The sequence below is a fragment of the Sphingosinicella sp. BN140058 genome, from assembly GCF_004135585.1.
Lineage (GTDB): Bacteria > Pseudomonadota > Alphaproteobacteria > Sphingomonadales > Sphingomonadaceae > Allosphingosinicella.
On sequence record NZ_CP035502.1, the window covers coordinates 96310 to 114293 of the forward strand.

Sequence of the window (17984 nt, forward strand, 5' to 3'; positions counted from 1 at the left end):
CGGATCAGGTCCTTGTCGCCGTGGGCGATTGGTAGAGGAGGACGATGCCATGATCTTGGCCCGCCTTCCTGGGGAGGAGCCGGCCGAACCAGCTCGCGCCGTCGATCTGTGCTTCGACGATGCGGACGTCTTCGGCCATGTCCGTCAGAGTTGCAGGTGCGGAGGGTTCGTCAGCCGGGATGTCCGACTGCCGACGGCCGTGGACGAACTTCGTCACACGGCCGTTTTCGTACCATCCAAAGCGACAGCTAAGGTTCACGCGGTTGGCTCAATCCGACCATCGACCCAGGCGTCGCCGATCGCCTTGGCGAAGACGGCGTCTGCGAAGGTACCGCCGAAGCGGAACGTGGTGCCCAGATCGGTGCTGATTTCCAGTGTATGGCGGTCCGGCCCGGCGGGCTGGATGCGGAACGTGCGCTCGTCAAGCACCAGGCCGTTGGCGGTCTGGGACTTGGCCGGCTGTTCGCCGTCGATCGAGAACGTCACGACCGAGTCTTCGCCGTGAATGTGGGCGGCGATGCCGCGCTCGCTGAAGATCTTGCCGAAATTCTGGTGGCCGTAGGCGATAACGCCTGCAGTCGCGGTGATGTCCTGCGGGACTGGGCCGATCTTGATGCTGACCGGCGCACGAACGGTGATGAATCTGTCCTTCATAATTTATCCTTGTAGAGGCCTCGGGCACGAGGGTGTTGAAAAGTGTGGATTCTGTACGACGGGCAGGCGGACCTCGAAGGGTCTCCCAGTTGCCCAAAATCCCTCGAAAGATCCCTATTTTGATCCTTCGCCTTGGGGGCCGTCAAATCGTTTTTCCGTGCTGACGGCCAGTGCTTTTCTCTTTCCACCACCCCTGGAACCTTTTTGCCGCAGGCAACGCCTCATCCGTGTGCTGATCAGGCGCCGTCATAATTTGGGGTAACCCTCTCGCTGGTTTCCTATCTCTTCTGCGCTTCGTCGAAGCGCAGCCGATGGGGCATTAAAAAGGGCCCGGCTGGCGAACCAGCCGGGCCCTCTCCCGTTCGATCGATCGATTAGCGGCTGAGTGCGGCGCGCTGAGCCAGGAAGTGGCTCTGCGTCTCCGCATCGATCGCTTCACGGGCGCTGTCGTTCACCTCGGCGAAGACCGCTTTGACGTCGGAGCGAACGTCGACCTGGCCGGTCTGTTCGCGCCGCAGGCGAGCGGCGTCCGCTGCCAGCATCGCGTTCGAGCTGTCGAGGAAGCGCTCGTCGTTCCGGCGAGACTGTGCCGCGATGTCGACTTCAGTCGCCAGGATCGGCCGGATCTCACCGGACTCAACCTTGGAGATGAAGTCGCCCGTGCCGCGCCCGTTCGCAATGAACTGGGCAGGCTCGCGCCACGCGATCTCGGTACGGATCCGACCACCGCTTTCCAGTTCTCCGCGCGGCGTGGCATCACGCTCCGCATCGCGGTTCTGCAGCCGGTCGTTCGACTTGCCTTCGCTGGAGCCCTCGAACGGGACATAGACCTGCTTGGCATCGGCCGTCATGTCCGGGATGAAGTTCGGCTGGAACGCGAGGTGCCGGTTTTCCAGCATGACCGAGACGCGATCGCCGCCAGCAAGTAGACGCCGGTTGGCGCTGTAGTCGGCGGTGCGATAGCGCAGATCGTCCACCGTCGGGTTGACGGGGTCCGACGGGCCAAGCGCGCCGACCGGGCGACCTGCCTGGAGAGCCGACTTGAGGGCAACCATCTCCATGTCGTTGCCGGAGCTCTTCACGACTACGACCGCAGAAGCCTGACGTCCTTGGAGGTCAAGGGCGCTGCGACGGTCGGCGGCGTAGACCTTTTCGAGCATCGGATCGGTCTTGGTCTCCGGACCGGACATCGCAACTTCGGCTTCGGTCTTCGGCCGCTCTTCCACGCGAAGGACGATGGGAGCAGTCGGGGTGACGAAGCCACCGCCAGCCTTCTCGACAGCGCGAACGGCGTCGAGGAGCTTGACATCGCTGGACCGCGGCACGCCGTCGCCGACGAGCAGGATCCGAGGACGTTCGGCCTCGGGCAGCTCGGCGATCGACTTGGCGACACGGGCCGACGTCTCGCCGGAAAGGTGGATCGAGACCGCCCAACCCTTCTCGTTCGCTTCGGTCGCGACGGCGCGCGCCGCGTCCTGGTCGGCCGGGGAGGGCTTCGTGTCGCCGCCCACGACCAGCGCGATGGTCGGGATGTTCAGGTCGATGTCGCCCCGAGCATAGATCATATCCGAGCGGCCGCTCTCACGAACGGTTGCCGGATAGTCTGGGCTGCCGACAGCGATCCCGTCGAGGCCGGCATTGTCGAGCGCGTTGCCGAGGTGGGCGACGTTCTCGACCGCGTTCTTCCATGTGTTGGCAAGGGCGAGCTCATGATGGAGAGCCTTCGGCAGGGCAGCCGACGCCTCGCCGGCTTCTGCGGCACGGTAGATGTCGTTGAGAGTGCCGTAGACTTCGCCCATCTCCTGGGCGCGCGCCGGGGTGACGCCCGGCAGCTTCGAGAGGATCGCCTGAGCGTAATCGGACGAGGCTTCCTCGGCCATGTCCTTCTTGATCGCATTCAGGGTATTGTCCACGATCGTCTGCGAGAACTGCAGGCTGTGATCGTAAGCGGTCTGCAGCGGGATCGCATTCCCGTCCTTGCCTGTCACGGAGGCGAGCTTGTCCGCGTCCGCGGCGAGGCGGATGAGGTTCGCCGAGTGATAGTCCTTGCCCATGTCGGTCGCGAGCACCGCTTGCGAGGCGTAGTCGACGAGAGCCTCCTGCATGATCGCGCGGCCGAGCTTGTCGTCGGCCTCCTTGGGAGTGACGATCTTCGCTCCTTGGTCCGCCCACCACGCCTTTTCAGCTGCGAGGTAAGCGTCGGCAGGAGAGAGGGCATTGCCGGCCTTGCCGTCGAGCAGCGCCTGCTTGCGCACGGCATCCCACGTTGCAGCTTCCATGGAGCCGCCGCCTCGGATCACAACCACAGCGCCCTTGAGGTCTGCAGCGGTGAATTCGCGATGGCGAGTCTTGAGAACTTCGACGTCCTTGTTCTGCTTCGGATCGAACTCCTTTGCCTTGTAGGTGACGCGACCGAGATCGAGCTCGGTGCGACGCTCCGAGACGGTGATGGGCTTGCCGTTCGGACCGATCGGACGCGAGCTTTCGCTCACGCGCCAGGCGGTTGCGTGGATGACCGGACGACCGGAAGCGATCAGCTCCTTCGAAATCGGGTTGATCGCGTTGTTGCTGGTCAGGATCGGCGTCGTCGGGGAAATGGCGTTGATCCGGTCACGCAAGGCATCGAAACCCTTCTTCGCGCCCTTTGTCTCCTGGAACCAATTGGAGCCGTCGACCAGGACCGCGTGCGGCTGGGCGCCGCCAGTCCGGATGCCGGCCTGCGTGAAGATGTCGCGCATTTGACGCTTGTCATGCTCCTCGCCGCGAAGCAGGGCGCGGGCCTTCTGATGCGCCGTGATCTGGTTCTGATCGGCCAGGTCGCCGGCCTTGGTCTGCACGACGGCGCTCTTCTGGCCTTCGGCTGGGATGAAGACCTTCTGAAGCTTGCCCTGCTGGTAGGCGAGATCGACGATGGTGGCGCGAGCCATGTCGCCGGGCGTCACCATGCGGTGCGGTGCGTCGGCCTGCTGCCTCTTGAGCGTTCCGAGGCGAACATCGGCACTGTGCTTCGCCTTGGTGGCGCCCGAGACGACGGCCGTCAAACGCGAAACTTCGGCGGTCTTGCCGGCTGCGGTTGCCTCACGAAGAGCCGCCTCTTGAGCTTCGAGGGCCTTGCGCGCGCTGATCGCCTCCGACCGAGCACGCTCGATCGAACCCACCGACAGGTCGTTGGCGGTGTTGTAGATCATGACCTTGTCGACGTTCGCGACGAAGATCGCGCTGTCGTGCGCGCCTTCGCCCAGGAAACGATCTGCGCCATTGTCACGAAGGGTCCAGCCGCCGAAGTTGCGGTTGGCATCGGAAGCATCGGCGAACGTGGGCTCGCGACCCGCTTCGACGAGGGCCTGGCGGCGAGCTTCGATGAGACGATCCCGCACCGACGGAATGTCGGCGTGGATGATTACGCGCATATCGGGGTTCTTCGCCGAGGCAGCGAGGAACGATTCCGCGTGAGCGATCGAAGCTTCGTTATTCGCGACGGCGAGGCCGACGGTGAAACGACCCTGCTCACCGGCGGCGAGCGGCAGCTGCTTCATGGCTTCGACGGCAGAGTGGGCGGCTTCCGGCCCGGGATAGGCCTTCTGCTGGTCGGCCCAACGCAGGAGCTGGTTCATCACCTGCGCTTCTTCTTCGCTCGCCATGCGAACGTCGAAACGGCCGATCTCAATCGCGGGCTCGGGGAGCTTGATGGTCGAGGGGAACGAGTTCACCACCTGCATCCCCATGTTGATGCGGTCGCTCGGACGCAGCGCGATCTTGGTCGCTGCGAACTCGCGCTCGTCCATCGACATGTTGGCGTAAACCGCGTCGCGCGCCTGCTGAGTCAGCTCGTCGTCGCCGGTGACGAACGAAGAGACGTCGTCAGCCAGCGCGCCTTGCATGCCCGACCACTCGAGCGCGTCGACGGTCGCGGCAACGGCCGCCGGATCCAGCGTATCGTCGATCTCGTAGAGGGGCTCGTCGCGATCGAGTGCGATCGGCAGGCTCTGCTCAAGCTGGAAGATCAGCTTGTCGAAGTCCGCGACAAGCTGTTCGTCGTCGCTGTGGTCGATCCCGGGTGCAGTCGCGAGGGTGCGGATAAGGTCCCGCTGCCAATCGCTGACCTGGGCGGGCTCTTCGCCGCGGTCGAGCTGGGGGCGCATGTGCGTCGCAGCGCGCAGGGCGTCACGCGTGATGCTGTCGACCTGATCGATGACCGTCTCGGCCTGCTGGCCGGTGGTGGCGACGAGCGGCAGGAGCTTCGCCGCAAGGCGGGCCTGGAGGTCGATCAGGCCCGGAACGAATTGAATCTGCTCTTCGGTGAGCTCCACATCGTTGTTCGAGAGAGCCGAGATCGCACGCTGCGAACGAGCGCGCAGGCGGGCGTCGATGCCTCGATCGTTGCCGGCGCCCTTCAGAAGGGTGCTGCGAAGCTTCGCGAAATACTCCGCGCCCTGGGCGGGGTCGGCGAGTTCACGCTGCGCGTGGGCGAGAAGCGCGCGGGCAGCGGCCGGGCCGTTGGCATACGGCGGGCGGTGGGCGTTATTGAGAGGGTGGGTCTGCGAAATCGTGATGAGCTTCGGCTCGTTAGCCTGCTTCTCGCGATGTGCATGACCCTTGAACGAGTAAACCGTCATGGCAAATTTCCTCCAAGTGACACTCCATTGTCCCACTCAGATCCCTGCTCATGCAACTGCCCCGTGTAAAAAAATCCTGAGAATTTTCCCTTGCGCTACGCCGCCATCTCTGAAACTTCCTGAGCGCTCCAGTCGCTAAGGGACCACGTGAGTGGAAAGCCGCTCAGCGTGACTGCTTCCCGCACGAGTTCGGTGGTCCAGCCCCGGTCCAGATGATCATGCATGTCGTCGCCTTCTTGCATGAGGTACATGCCACGCACCAACTTCCCGTCCTCGACGCGATAGGAGGTGGGGAACCTAAGGAGCTTCACTTCGGCACCAACCTTGACGAGCTCGGCCGAAACCTGGGCCGCGTATTCGAGCCCGTGCCCATCGTAGTCCGGCGACAAGATAACCAGCCGCCCGGCGAACGCGGAGAAGTCCGTCAAATGGGGCGCGCTGCCGCCGCCAGCGGTGGTTGTGGAAACCCAATTCGGAAAGAGGATCTCGCCAGCGTCAGCGGCCTTCTCGCCCTCGTGCCATAGGATCGGCGCGGTCGGATATTTCGCGATCTTGTCGAGATTGAACGGGACGCGGGGCTCAGGCATCGCATGAACGCACCATTGGCGCTTGCCTTCGCGAACGCCGTAGACCCACGGCCAGATCAGTTTAGAGCCAGTCTGGCCCTCGGCCGGCGCGGTCTCGTATCGAGCCACGTATCCCATGACGCGACCAGCGGCGTTGCGATACGGCCATAGTTTCGTCGGGGCGCCGTGCTTCTTGTTGCGCGCTTTCTTGGCGATCGGCGGGGCGTCGTCGGGTACCGGCACGATTGGCTCGACTGGCGATCGAACATTCTTCACCCTGTCCTGCGGCTTTGGAGCCTCATAGTTGCGCGCTGTGCCGCTCAGGGAGCCTCGCTCGAGCCTGAGATGGCTCTCGACTGCCTCATAGACTTCACGGGCGTTCGTGCAGGTCGTGGCGAAGCAGCGGAGGAGAATGCGGCCACCTTCGGTCTCCCGAACAGAGAGCGAGGGATTTTTGTCGTTGTGATTCGGACAGAGCGCCATGAAGCCCTGGGTTGTGCGCTTGGTGCGCGCGCGATTGCCGTTGAGGGCGTCGGCCATGGATTGGGCGGTGTACTTCACGAACCTAACCTACTTTCCTTATCCCTCGTGGGCTTAGGAATGTCATTCGCCGTAATAGCGCGAATGGCAAACTGTTGATGCGCTAAGCGCTCATTCTCCGCCGCATTCAGGTATTGTTGCGCCGCCTGCTGAACGCGCGGGTTCTTGAGGTCTCCGAATCCAACCACGGAGACGAGATGCTGAAGGGCGGCATGTACCGTCTTCACATCCTGGTTCTCATTGTAGGCTTCGCCGTTGGGTTCGTAGCGAGCGAGCTGAAGCCTCTCTTCGTGAACCTTCATGTAATTCGGGTGGCCGGGCGCGAGGAGCGTGCGCCCATAAGAGCGTTCGGCCATCACCGCTGCGTGGCGAGTGGCGTCTGCTACCGCCGCGTTCGAATGGCCAAGAAATCGGATCATCTTCCAAGGCTTGAAAGCTTCGGCGAGCGCTTGCTGAGCGACGCGGCCGCGGGTGAGCACCAACGCACGATTGCCGCCGATCTCTTCCGCTAGGCGAACGGCGAGGAAGCGCATCATCTTCTCGGTGTCGCTCTCAGGCTCGCCGCCGCGGAGAAGCGTCAGGTCCTTCACGTCTGAAGCTTCGATGATGGCGCAGTAGCCGCCTGCGCCGGGACGTGTGTTCATCACCACGTCCGCTCGGATGAGCAGCGTTCCGGCGGGGATGTCAAGATTCCAGCCAGGCGGGAAGGTGAGGAGGCTCATAGGGATTTGCCGATCTTATCTTCGAGATCTCTTTACCGAGATGGTTGCGGGGATCGGCTGGCGCCGTAGGACCCTTTCCTTCCGCCGTTGCCCCCGGAAGGGGCACGTCTCCCGCTGCTGGGACCCGATCGAGGAGATCCTCCCCGAGGACCACCGCTGGCGGCGCCATTGCTTCTTCGACCATCCCCGATGGGCGTGAGCTTGCGAGGAGCTGGACCCGCTTTGAGTTTGTTGATCTCGCCTGCGAGTTGCGCCTTGTATCGCTCCCAAATGGGCAGCGCTTGCCGTGGATCCTTCTCGACGAGACGAAGTTCGCGCTCAAGGTCCGCCGTGGCGATGATGTCGGCCAGCCGGTTCCCATCCTCGCGAAGGATACCGATGAACTCGCGAGCGCGTTGGGTCGACAGGAACTTCTTGCCCTTGAGCTCGCAGAATTTGCGGTATCGCAGCTTCTCCAGAATGTCTTGGCGGGTCGCCTGGGTGCCGAGGCCGCCGCCTGACAGCAGCTCACGCACTTCAGCGTCGTCGCTCTTCTTGCCGGCGCTCTTCATCGCGGCGAGGAGCGTTCCCTGGGTAAAGTGGACCGGCGGCTTGGTCATCTTGTTGAGGATCTGGACCGGGTTCGCCACCGCCGGCTCGCCGTCGTACACGGGCGGGAGGATCCGATTGGTCTCGGCCGCCACTTCATCCTCGTCCTGGTCGTCATCTGCCTTGTCCGCCGGCTCATCTTTACCGCCCCAGACAACTTTCCAGCCGAGATCGGTGATGGTCGTCCCGGCGGTCCTGAAGACGACCCCGTCGATGGTGGCGCTGATGCTCGTGGTCGAACCCTTCGCGTCGGGCATTAAGCAGGCGATGAATCGGCGGGCGATGATGTCGAAGAGCTTCTCCGCGTCGGGGCCGAGACCCTGGATGTCGATGCACTCGTTGGTGGGAATGATACCGTGGTGATCCTCGACCTTCGAGGAATCGAAGACCGACTTGCGGATGACGGGTGGGTTGATGTCGGCGAGCTGTCGGAACTGAGGCCGCTGACGCAGCGCAGCGAGATGGTGGGGCATGTCGACCTCCATCTCGTTGTTAAGGTGGCCGGCGTCGGTACGCGGGTAGGTGACGGCACCCTTCTCATAGAGAGACTGGAGAACGTCGAGTGTTTGCTTGGGTGACCAACCCCACCGAGCAGAGGCTGCGATCTGGAGATCGGGGAGGCTGTAAGGTGGTGGCGGCGCGAAGGACTTCGGCTTGTGCTCCACCTTGAGGTTGGTCGGAACGCCCTGCGTCCGGCGCACGATATCCTGCGCGGCGGCGCGATCGGTGATACGCTTCTCGGCTGCCGGCTGGTGAAGAAGCTCGAGGCGGCCCTCTGGGAGGTCCATGATCGCCTTCAGCTCGTAGAAGGCCGAGGGAACGAAGCGTGCAATCTCGTTGTCCCGGTCCACGACGAGCGCGAGGGTTGCCGTCTGAACGCGCCCGAGAGAGAGCACGCGGTCAGACGGCTCAAGGATGCGCAGATTGTAGTAGCGGCTCCAGTTGACGCCGTCGGACCAATCCATGGAGGATCGGATGCGCGCCGAGATATAGAGCGGAAACTTCTCTCGGTCGTCGATCAGCTGAAGCACTGCTTTCTTGAGATGGCTTTGGTTGAGGGCGCTGGTCCAAAGACGCTTGCAAGGGCCCCGCCAACCTGCGTGATCGAGCACAGACCAGGCGATAGCTTCGCCCTCGCGCCCGGCGTCGGTCGCGATCACGATTTCGGAGGCCTTCTGGATGAGGCCAGTGACGACGCCGAGCTGACGCCGCTTATCAGGATCAGGCTTGTTCAGAAATTTCGCAGGAAGAATAGGGAGCTGGGCGAGATCCCACTTGCGATAAGCCTCGTCATAGTCATGGGGCATGTAGCTCTCGAGCAGGTGCCCGATCGCCCATGTGACCACCTCGTTCGAGGAGAGGCGGATCATCCCGCCGTTTTCCTGGCCACCGCCAAGGGCTTTGGCGATGTCGCGCGCTGCGGCCGCCTTCTCTGCTATCCAAAGTCTCATGCAGGATAATCTAGCGTCTGGATCAGAGGGTGGCAAAGCGTTCTTCAGGAAGCCGCGTGGAAAAATATCTTGATTAGCGCTTGCCGAACGGCTGCGCGTCAGGGAGAATAGGTGCAAGCGGTAGTTCCCGGGGCATGAGGCTCCGGTAGTCGGGCCGCTGGGAGAAGAGAGTATGGCGGAAGCCGAAGACAACTACCTCTATTCCGTCAAGGGCGAAGAGAACGAGCGTCTCAAAGCCACTGCGCGTGAGATCGGCGCACCCATCCGCTTCGACAAGGAGCACGGTGCCTATATCCTGCAGACGGACGGCAAGTCCACCGAGGAACTCGCCACGTTCCGACAGGGCCTTGCGGCCTATATCGGCGATGAGGCGAAGGGGCGCTGGCAGGCGGATCGCGACGCGCGGGCAGCCGAGGGCGAAGCCCTGCGGTCCGAAGCGCGGAAGCGTGAAGCGACCACGCGTGAGCCGCGGCAGCATGCCAAGGCGGAAGAGACGGGCATCAAGATGTACCCGGCTCATTCGCAGAAAGCGGAATTCCGCAAGCTCGTGCAGGAGACCGGATCGTCCGCGCCCTTCATCAAGGGCAAGGGCGACGAGCTCCCCTTCTATCGCGTGACGACTGCGGTGCCGGAGCGCTTCGCCGATTACGTCGGCAAGGCCGCGATGGATCGTTACGTCGCCGAGCATGCGGCGCGTGGCGGGAAGGAAGACAACCAGCAGGGCATCAACACGGCGACCGAGCGCGCGCGTGATGAGGCTCGCCAGCGCGGCGGTTCCGCTGCGTTCATGGTCCAATACAAGGATCGTGGGTTCCGTCTTGCTGATCCGGAGAACAGCCGTGACAACCATCAGAAGCAGCTCAACGAGATGCGCGCCGCAACCCGGCCGCAGCTTCTGGCGGTCGCCGGCGCCACCCGGAGCCAGTTCGAGGCCCTTCAGGCCAAAGAGCTGGGCCTCCGGTCGAGCGCTTCGGGTCTCTCGGTCGATCAGCTCAAGGCGATGTCGTTCGCCGATCAGAAGGCAGCGGCGCCGGGCGTGGGCCTCAAAGACGAGGACTTCATGCTCAATGCGCAGCTGGCTCGCGGTCTGGCGGCGATCAACGCCGAGCTCCGGGGCCGTGGCGGCGTGGTTCAGAAGCCCGAGCGGGTTCAGAACCGCGAGCAGACCCAGGAGCGTGGTCAGGAGACCGGTCGTGCAACCTCGCGCGGCGTGTCTTCGGAGCAGGCGGCGGACAACGAGCTCGATGTGCTGGCGGCAGCCGCCGCTCAGCGCGGGGGCCGTGGTCGCTGATCGAGCCGATCCTGGTCGAAACGGAAAGGGGGCGCCTCGCGGCGCCCCCTTTTTTTGTGCCCGTTCTGGGGCAGAGCAATGTGGATGTCCGGCTTGAACGTCGCTGGTCAATCTGACCAGCGACGCTGACCACCGCCTGTGGACGATGGGTAGGATGGTGGCCGTCCGCCCAAAGGTTTCTGATGACGACCGGTGGCTCCACCGTTTGCTGCGTCGGGTCGCGTGAAGGTGGAGGTCGGGAAGGGAAGCCGGCGGCCGGAGCCGCCGGCAGATGGGTCAGTATGCAGCGGGCTCCTGAACGCCGGCCAGGGCGACCTCGGCCAGGCCACGTTCCTGAATGTTGGAATCGAGCTCCTGCTCGCGGCGTAGTTTCTCCAGCCACTCTGCCTGACGCTTGAGCCGGATGTGCTCCGGCAGCGGATTCGCCGGCGCCGGGCCCTTCTTGGTCCGCGGGTTATAGACCTTCTTGAGCATCTTCTCGTCCTCGAAGAAGAACGGGCTCTGGACCTTCATCGGACGATTGAGGAAGCTCTGCGGCAGGACGAGCTGGGTGCCAGGGTCCATCGCCGTGATGTCTTCCATGCGGAGGAATTCGACACCTTCGGATGCGATGCTCTCGTTCTTGGCGAAGGGATTCGCCGACTTGGAGAGGCCGGCCTGGCGCGAATGCGACGATTTGCGGATGGTCGTCTTGCCGACGGTCTTCTGGTAGTGGGCAGCCGTCTCAGCATCGTTCTGAGCGAGCAGGACCGTGACACCGCATGTGGAGTCGATGATCGTGCCGTCTTCCTTCGAGTAGGTCTTCACCAGCTGCGAACGGGCCTGAAAGATCAGCCAATAGGAGACCTTCTTAGAGCGCCCGAGGTCGGGCCCGGTGAGGACCGTTTCGGATTTCGGCAGTTTCGCGAACTCGTCCATCATGAAGCAGATGGTCATCGGGCCCATGACGCGGCCGCGCTTGTCGCGCTCGCCCGGTCCGTACGAAAGGAAGTCGCGGCTGAGCACCTCATAGAGGAGGGCGGTGATGTTGGCGAACGCCTGTGCCTCGGCCTGGTTGACGCAGATGTAGAGGGTGACCGGAAGCCACTCGCCCGTATCCGGGTCCTGCATCCCGCGGAGGTCCATGCTCGTGAAGTCGCAGGCTGACGTGCGTTCCTTCACGGCCATGTTTTTGAACGGGAGCATGGCCGCGTCCATGGTGCCGAGAACGCCTGAGCGCTCCTTGTCTGCCATGTCGATCAGCGGCGCGATCGAAGTGAAGGCGCGCTGCGAGTAGCCGCCGGCGTTGATCTGCTCGACGAGACCGGTGAGGAACATCTTCATGCCGTCGGCAGTGGGCAGCTGCTTGTTGGCTGCAGCCTCTCTGTTCGCTTCCTCGGCCTTCTTGCCGGCCTGGAACTGCGCGTCGGCGATCCAATCGACGAGCATCGGCAAGGAAGCCTCCATGCCGCGCCACTGCGTTGGGATGCCTTCGTACGAGCGGTGATCGTTCACATGGCTGACAAGGTAGTGCATGAAGCCCGTGAGGCAGTCACGACCCTTGTCGGTGAAGTATTTGTCGCCACCCTTCGTGTCCGGAATGAGGACCTTGGCGACAGCATCGAGGTAGGTGTCGCGCTCCGCGGTGTTTGCGGGCGGGACCAGGTCCGTCGAGAGGAAGTTGAAACGCGGGTAGAAGATGCCCTCGTGGGGCTTATCGGTCGCAGACCAATCGATGATGAACACGAAGCCGATCTCGGCCCGGTAGCCGGACGTCATCTCCGCAAGCTCGGGTTTGGGGTCGTTCACGATCATCGACACCGTGGGCGACTCAACGATGGACGGCACCACGATCGCCGCGGTCTTACCGGCGCCGGGAGGGGCCGGGATCGCGACAGAAATCGGTTCGATCAGCCGGATGTATTTCCCATCCTTCCACTTGCCGAGGATGCCGACGTAGCCGCCTCTGATGCCGATCTGCCGCCGGCCTTCCATGCGCCGGATGTCCTTGTCGACCGCCCAGCGGACGTCGCCGTGCGTCATCTCGAAAGATTTGTACGGGCAGACGGCATAAAAGATCGCGGCAACGAACAGGGCGCTCAGGAAGCTGACGCCGAAGCAAGCGAAGCCAGCTTCCCAATGCAACTTCCAAAGGGAAGAATGGGCGTTCGCGATGTAGTTCGGCTCACCGAGGTGCGAGAGATAGTCAGCGGTCCAGCGCCAAGCGGTCTGGTCGAAGCTGCGCTCCATTGCCCAGTAGACGAGCGGAGCAACGGCCATGAAGAGGCAGAAGGAAAAAATTCCTAGCGCGATGGTAGCGACGAGCCAGCGGACCCAAAGATCCTTCTCGCGCCGCATATGTTCGGGGCTGAAGGTTTCGCTCTGAATGGACATGGGAGTTCCTCTAAGATCTCTCTACCATTATGGGAGATTGGTCCCGCTGTCGAACGGAAGCTGGATCCTTTGTGGATCTTTTGAGCGCTGGCGCGGCTGGCCGCTTGGACGTGCAACAGTGCAAAGCGCCAGCCGGAGGCATTCAGGGCCCAGCTGGTGCTTTGGGGTGTCAGGCTGCGATCGTAGTGGCCGCCGCGTGGTGAGCGGCCTGCTGGTCCCTCGGGACCGGTGCTTTGATATCCGTGATGACGCGAGCGCCGCCCATATCGCGGCTCATCTGGATGATGCAGAAGTTCTCGCGGATTTTCTCAATTGTCTTGGCGCGATCTAGGTTCGGAATGCAGCCGGAAATGCGCTCGTAGAGCACGTCATAGCAATCCGTGACGCTCGAGGCGTGGATTGTCGTCATCATGGCGCCGTGACCGGTTCCAGTGAGCCGCCAGAGCGTGCCGGCGTTTGTCGTCGAGATCTCGCCGACGAGCACGATGTCCGGCGTAAAGCGCATGATGACGTCGATCGCGTCGTCGTAACCGAAGATCGAGTTGCGGTCGGTGCGAGAGAGAACAAGGTGCGCGTGATTGTGGTGCTTCGGCAGCTTGATCTCGCGCGTGTCCTCAACGGTGATGATCCTGGTGCGCGTGTCCACCTCTTCCAGGATGCGGTTGAAGAGCGTCGTCTTGCCAGTCGACGTGCCGCCGGAGATGAGAATGTTGCAGCCCTGCTGGACGGCATCCTTCAGAGCTCTGATGGCATCCAGCACGGGATCGTGGATCGTCGGAAGGTGAGCGTGCCCCTTTTGAACGCCGCGGCCTTCGACGAGGCCCCAATCGGAAAACTCGACCTGGTGGGACCGGCTGGCCTTTGCTCCTTTGCGGATGCAAATGCCGATGCCACCCTCGGGAAGGGTTTGATCATAGACCATGTGATTGCCGGCGATCGCAGCGAACCGGTGGTCGAAAGGCGGCAGAGTGGCGAAGACCGTCGACGGCTTCTTCGGGTCGTCTGGATTGAACTTGTGACCAAAGGTGTTCGCGATCGCCTGACAGAGCGTCCGGAGGTACCGCAGCGTCAGCGCTGGGTCGTTGTGACGGACCCAGATCCGGTTGTACGCGTCTGGCTTGTTACGGCGACACCAGACCTCACCAGGCTGGTTGACGGCGATCTCCTCGTAATGATCGCGCATGTAGTATTTTTCGAGCGGGGCGAGCATTCGCTCGATGGTTGCGAGGCTCATCTTAGTTCGAGTTCCAAGGAGGAGTTGATCCGGTCGCAGGGATATTTTCGGCCGGGAATGGATCCTCCTGGCGCCGGGCGGCCTGCCTCGGCTGCGGCGTGTCATAGCCGCTATCATCGGAACCGGCGTACCGAGGAGCGAATTGCGGAGCGCCGCTCCCGGCGTTCTGAGCTCGCGGGTAGGACTGCACTTCCTGAACTGGTCCCTGCATCGGGCGCATAACGATATCCATGGTCGGGATGATCGTGACGCGGGTGCCGGCGGGCACGGTGACAATCGGTTGAACGTTGCCGGTACGCTGCTGGATGTCGCTGGTGATCTTCTGCAGGTCCTGACGAACGATGTCGCTGATGATGGCGCCGTTGTTGCGGGCTCCACCGGAACCGGAGCCCCCAATGTTGATATCGCCGCTGGGCTGCTCTTCAGCCTTGAAGGCAATCGCCGTTCCAGCGCCGAAGATGGTGCCCAGAAGGATGCTCCCATAGCGCTTGAGGAGGCGCTCGTTGCGTCGGCCGGGCACGCCGGCTTGTCCCATGGCGTCACCAGCCGTCGCTTGGATGATGAGGCGTGCACCGTCCGGACGAATGATCTGGGTCCACGAGACGGCCATACGCTCGCCGCCGCCGCTGGCGGTGCCGATGATTTGAGAGCCGCGCGGGATTAGAACGGCTCGGCCATGAGCGCCGTAGACGTTGCGATCGACTTGAGCGACGACCTGCTGAGTGCTGCGACTGTCGAAAGTGCGAGCAAGGACCGCGGTGATGACGCGATCCATGGTGACGACGCGGCTCATGTCCTGCGGATAAGAGGACATAGACGTCGGGATCTTGAGGTCCGCCCAGGTGCCCTGCGGCTGCTGTGGCTGGGTGTTGGCCCGTCCTCGAGACTGCACGCCTCCAAGAACTGCCTGGCGCCGGGCGAGGAGAAATTGCTCTCGTGGCGAGAGGGTCGGCTGCGAGACCGGAACTTGCGGTTGCGTGTATTCGGCTACCGGAGGCGGCGCAGCGGTGTCCGGCGTCCCCGCTGGCGGGGGCGTGGCCACCGGACCGTATGGGTCCAGGCCAACCGGGGCCGTTGCGCCCGGGATGAGCTGGCCCGCAACTCCGGCGGCGAGAGCGTTTGCATCCGGAGGAAGGATCTTGGCGCGCGCTTCTACAGGCAGCGTCGCACCGCCGGGGGTGCGGCTGTTGCCCTGCACGAGCAACTCAGGCTCCACGTAGGGCATATTCGGCTGCTGCTGCGGCGCGGGCAGGGACGGGTCGAAAGTGACGGTTGCTGTGCAGCGCTGGCCCATGGGGAGCGGCTTCCCGGCCGTGCAGTCGGTGGTGAGTTTGAGGCGCGGATCGCCGCCGGTGATTTGGATCGTTCCCGGCGTGAAGTCTTGGAAGAGTGCGGAAATGGCCGCAGCTTTCTCGATGCTGCCGCTCGGAGCGCGCTCGAGTTGAATTTGGATTGGATCGATTGAAACGATGCCAGGCTGCTGCTTTGCATCCTTCAAGGTCGGCGCGGACACGGTCTCGTAGGGTCCTTTCGCGACAGCCTCTTCTGAGGGGCTCATCGCGACCATCAGGACGCCCACACCGGTGGCGAGGACGGCGGTCATGATGCCGCCGCCGATCAGGAGCTTCTTCTTCTGCTTGCTATCCACAACTCGATCCTTTGGCGCGCGCGCGTTAGGGCGCCGCTCTGGCGGCGCCCCTGTCTCAGTTTACCGAGACGACCGAGCAGGACCGGCCGGAAGCGGTCATCGCCTTACAGACCGCCACGCCCTCCGAGAGCCCGTAGAACGGACCAACGCGGAGGCGAACGTCGCCGGGGCGAGCGTTCGCATCCAGCGTGCCGCCGGTGCGCAGGGAAGTCGCGTCCGGGAAGCTGGCTTCGCTGGCAGACAGGAGGGAGGCGTTCTGAGCTTTGATGGTCAGGAACGTCTTTTCCATCGACGGACGATCGCCGGCGCCGAGGTCGACCATGTACTTGCGCCCCGTAGACGGGGAGGAGAGCGACGGAGGGAGCACTTGGCCATCGGCAACGCGCAGGGTCGCCTGCGGCGTCGTGACGGGCTGGTTGAAAGACCGGATCTGGGGCGGGCGGTTCGTCTGGCGTTTGATGCAGACAAGTTTCTGACCGTTCCGAAGCACGATGTCGCCCACGCCCTCGACTACCAACATGCGGCCGTTCGGCCCGGCAGTCCTGACGTTCACGGGCGTCTCAACGCCCTGAACAACGAGGCTGGCGACCGGCCACTCGTTCAAAGCATCTGCGTTCGAGCCATAATCGATGTACGTGAACTGGCCATCTCGGAAGACGCGTTCCGGCGCCACGCCCGCCGAGTGATCCTCCGGGACGAAGATCGAGAGGTCGTGGACGATGTTCTCGGGCTTGAATCCGATGGTGCGGAGCCAGTCAGATTCGACCTTCAGATCAGAGGCCGAAGCCGTTCGGGAAAGCCCGCCCATGTTGGCGGGCATTCCGTTTCCCCTTCCGGTCACCATGATGTCGACCGACATGTCCGTGATGATCTTGGTGTTCGCACCTTCGCCGCGGATATAGAACTGGTACAAGTTGCCAGACTTGCCCATGGCGATGAGATTGCCATCGGCGCCAGGTCGTATCACGCGGATCATCACCACGTTCGAGCGTGGGATGATAGCCTCGAAAGAGACCGGGTCGGAGTTGAAGACGTCTTCGATGATTTCGTCGGCCGGGAAGCGAATGGTCGTGTTCATCGCCTCCCGGAGGCGGAGCGGGATCACGCGATCGGGCCGAAACTCGAAACGATTATAGCCGGGCGACTCCTGGTTGGCAGCTTTGTTCGCACCGGGATTGGACCACGCGTTCTGAATTGCGCCGACTGGCTCCAGATAGCTGTCGTTGATGGTTCCATAGTCGCCGGCGGCTTGAGCCTTCTGCTGTTTGCTGGGAGCAGCTACGGCCGGGGCGGCGACCGAGAGAGCCATCGCAGATACGATGGCGGTGAGGATGATCTTGCGTGCCATGTTGGTGTCCTGCCGTAGTGTTGGACGTTAGTCGCGCCGGGCGTCGGTGTTATCGACGACGGTCATGCCGAACGGATTGTTGAGACGGTCGGAGTATCGGACATTTTTCGGTTCGAACGTGACCGCGTAGGTGCTGACCCATGACTGAGACTGAGGGGCAAGGGTCGCGTCAGCGATGGCTCCCTCAGCCTGGTCGGTGGTCATGTATTCAACCTGCCAGAGATTGGGTCCGATCTTCCGCACGGAGTCGATCCGGACGTTTCTGATCATCCCCGACGCGCGAAGCCGATCGTAGTCGGCTTTCATTGCCATCCCGAACTTGCCGTACGCCTCTGGCGTGCTCATCAGCTCGAGCACCGAGCCTGGGCCCCAATTTATCGTTTGCTCGGCGGCCGAAGCGACGATCGAGTAGCGCTTCGTCACGTAGTTCCGGAGGTTGATTTCCGTGATGTAGTCGTTGGTCGGGCTCTCGAGTGTGGCAGGGTTGATTCGAATGATTTCGTCCCCGCGGCTGTTTCCGGTGACGACCATCGGAACAATCTTCTGCAGCGGCATGAGGATCGCGAGAGCGAAGCCCTGCGCTGCCACGACGAAAGCGAGAACGACGGCGATAATCGTCATCCAGCGAGCCATTGCGGCTGCGCGGCGCGCGGGAAGTGCGTCGGTGTCGTATTCGAGCGGAAAGGCGCCGATCTGGTCGGCGCTGGCAGGCGCCGCGTCGGCGCCCTTGGCCAGCGTCACGGGAGCGTTCATGCTCGAACCGCAGCGTTGTCGGAGGCGAGGAAGGGGGGGAGACCCGATTTCGACGGCAGCTCGACACAGGCGCACGGGGTGCGCTTGAGCGAGTTGGGCGTGCTCCCAGCAGACATTGGGCGAGACTGGAACTTCGCGCCCTCACCTCCGCAGCCGGCCAGAACGAATATCGCAGCGAGTGCGGCCATCATACGCATCGG

General features: G+C 63.1%; 12 protein-coding genes. 1 reads left to right on the forward strand and 11 read right to left on the reverse strand.

Annotation, left to right across the window (positions count from 1 at the left end):
• Positions 1 to 4 precede the first annotated feature (4 nt).
• From ETR14_RS29595 to ETR14_RS26560, 6 genes are all read right to left on the reverse strand, one after another.
• Complete coding sequence (locus tag ETR14_RS29595) at positions 5 to 139, reverse strand: acetyl-CoA synthetase (RefSeq protein WP_165356652.1); 135 nt, start codon at positions 137 to 139, stop codon at positions 5 to 7.
• A gap of 116 nt (positions 140 to 255) precedes the next feature.
• Complete coding sequence (locus tag ETR14_RS26540; RefSeq protein WP_129392721.1) at positions 256 to 654, reverse strand: hypothetical protein; 399 nt, start codon at positions 652 to 654, stop codon at positions 256 to 258.
• 374 nt (positions 655 to 1028) lie between these two features.
• Positions 1029 to 5270 carry a hypothetical protein gene (locus ETR14_RS26545; RefSeq protein ID WP_129392724.1) on the reverse strand — a complete coding sequence of 1414 codons (4242 nt, stop codon included), beginning with the start codon at positions 5268 to 5270 and terminating at the stop codon, positions 1029 to 1031.
• Between the two features lie 95 nt (positions 5271 to 5365).
• A complete protein-coding gene (locus ETR14_RS26550; RefSeq protein WP_129392727.1) occupies positions 5366 to 6397 on the reverse strand; it encodes a CHC2 zinc finger domain-containing protein in 1032 nt (343 codons plus the stop codon).
• Positions 6394 to 7098, reverse strand: coding sequence for a hypothetical protein (locus ETR14_RS26555; protein WP_129392730.1), 705 nt, complete (start codon positions 7096 to 7098; stop codon positions 6394 to 6396). The genes ETR14_RS26550 and ETR14_RS26555 overlap by 4 nt, the downstream gene beginning before the upstream one ends.
• Positions 7099 to 7130: 32 nt before the next feature.
• Positions 7131 to 9254, reverse strand: a complete 2124-nt coding sequence (locus tag ETR14_RS26560; protein ID WP_129392733.1) for a DNA topoisomerase — start codon at positions 9252 to 9254, stop codon at positions 7131 to 7133.
• Positions 9255 to 9309: 55 nt separating this feature from the next.
• Here ETR14_RS26560 and ETR14_RS26565 point away from each other — a divergent pair, with 55 nt between their 5' ends.
• Positions 9310 to 10428: a hypothetical protein gene (locus ETR14_RS26565; RefSeq protein WP_129392736.1), complete on the forward strand. Its 1119-nt coding sequence runs from the start codon at positions 9310 to 9312 to the stop codon at positions 10426 to 10428.
• Positions 10429 to 10704: 276 nt separating this feature from the next.
• Here ETR14_RS26565 and ETR14_RS26570 read toward each other — a convergent pair whose 3' ends face one another.
• From ETR14_RS26570 to ETR14_RS26590, 5 genes are all read right to left on the reverse strand, one after another.
• On the reverse strand, positions 10705 to 12765 hold the full coding sequence (locus ETR14_RS26570; RefSeq protein WP_165356653.1) for a type IV secretory system conjugative DNA transfer family protein: 2061 nt from the start codon (positions 12763 to 12765) through the stop codon (positions 10705 to 10707).
• A 205-nt stretch (positions 12766 to 12970) separates the two neighbouring features.
• Positions 12971 to 14035: an ATPase, T2SS/T4P/T4SS family gene (locus tag ETR14_RS26575; protein ID WP_165356654.1), complete on the reverse strand. Its 1065-nt coding sequence runs from the start codon at positions 14033 to 14035 to the stop codon at positions 12971 to 12973.
• A gap of 1 nt (position 14036) precedes the next feature.
• Positions 14037 to 15683, reverse strand: a complete 1647-nt coding sequence (locus ETR14_RS26580; RefSeq protein ID WP_129392745.1) for a TrbI/VirB10 family protein — start codon at positions 15681 to 15683, stop codon at positions 14037 to 14039.
• Between the two features lie 55 nt (positions 15684 to 15738).
• Positions 15739 to 17031, reverse strand: a complete 1293-nt coding sequence (locus ETR14_RS26585) for a TrbG/VirB9 family P-type conjugative transfer protein (RefSeq protein ID WP_129392748.1) — start codon at positions 17029 to 17031, stop codon at positions 15739 to 15741.
• 27 nt (positions 17032 to 17058) lie between these two features.
• Complete coding sequence (locus tag ETR14_RS26590; protein WP_165356655.1) at positions 17059 to 17772, reverse strand: type IV secretion system protein; 714 nt, start codon at positions 17770 to 17772, stop codon at positions 17059 to 17061.
• Positions 17773 to 17984 lie beyond the last annotated feature (212 nt).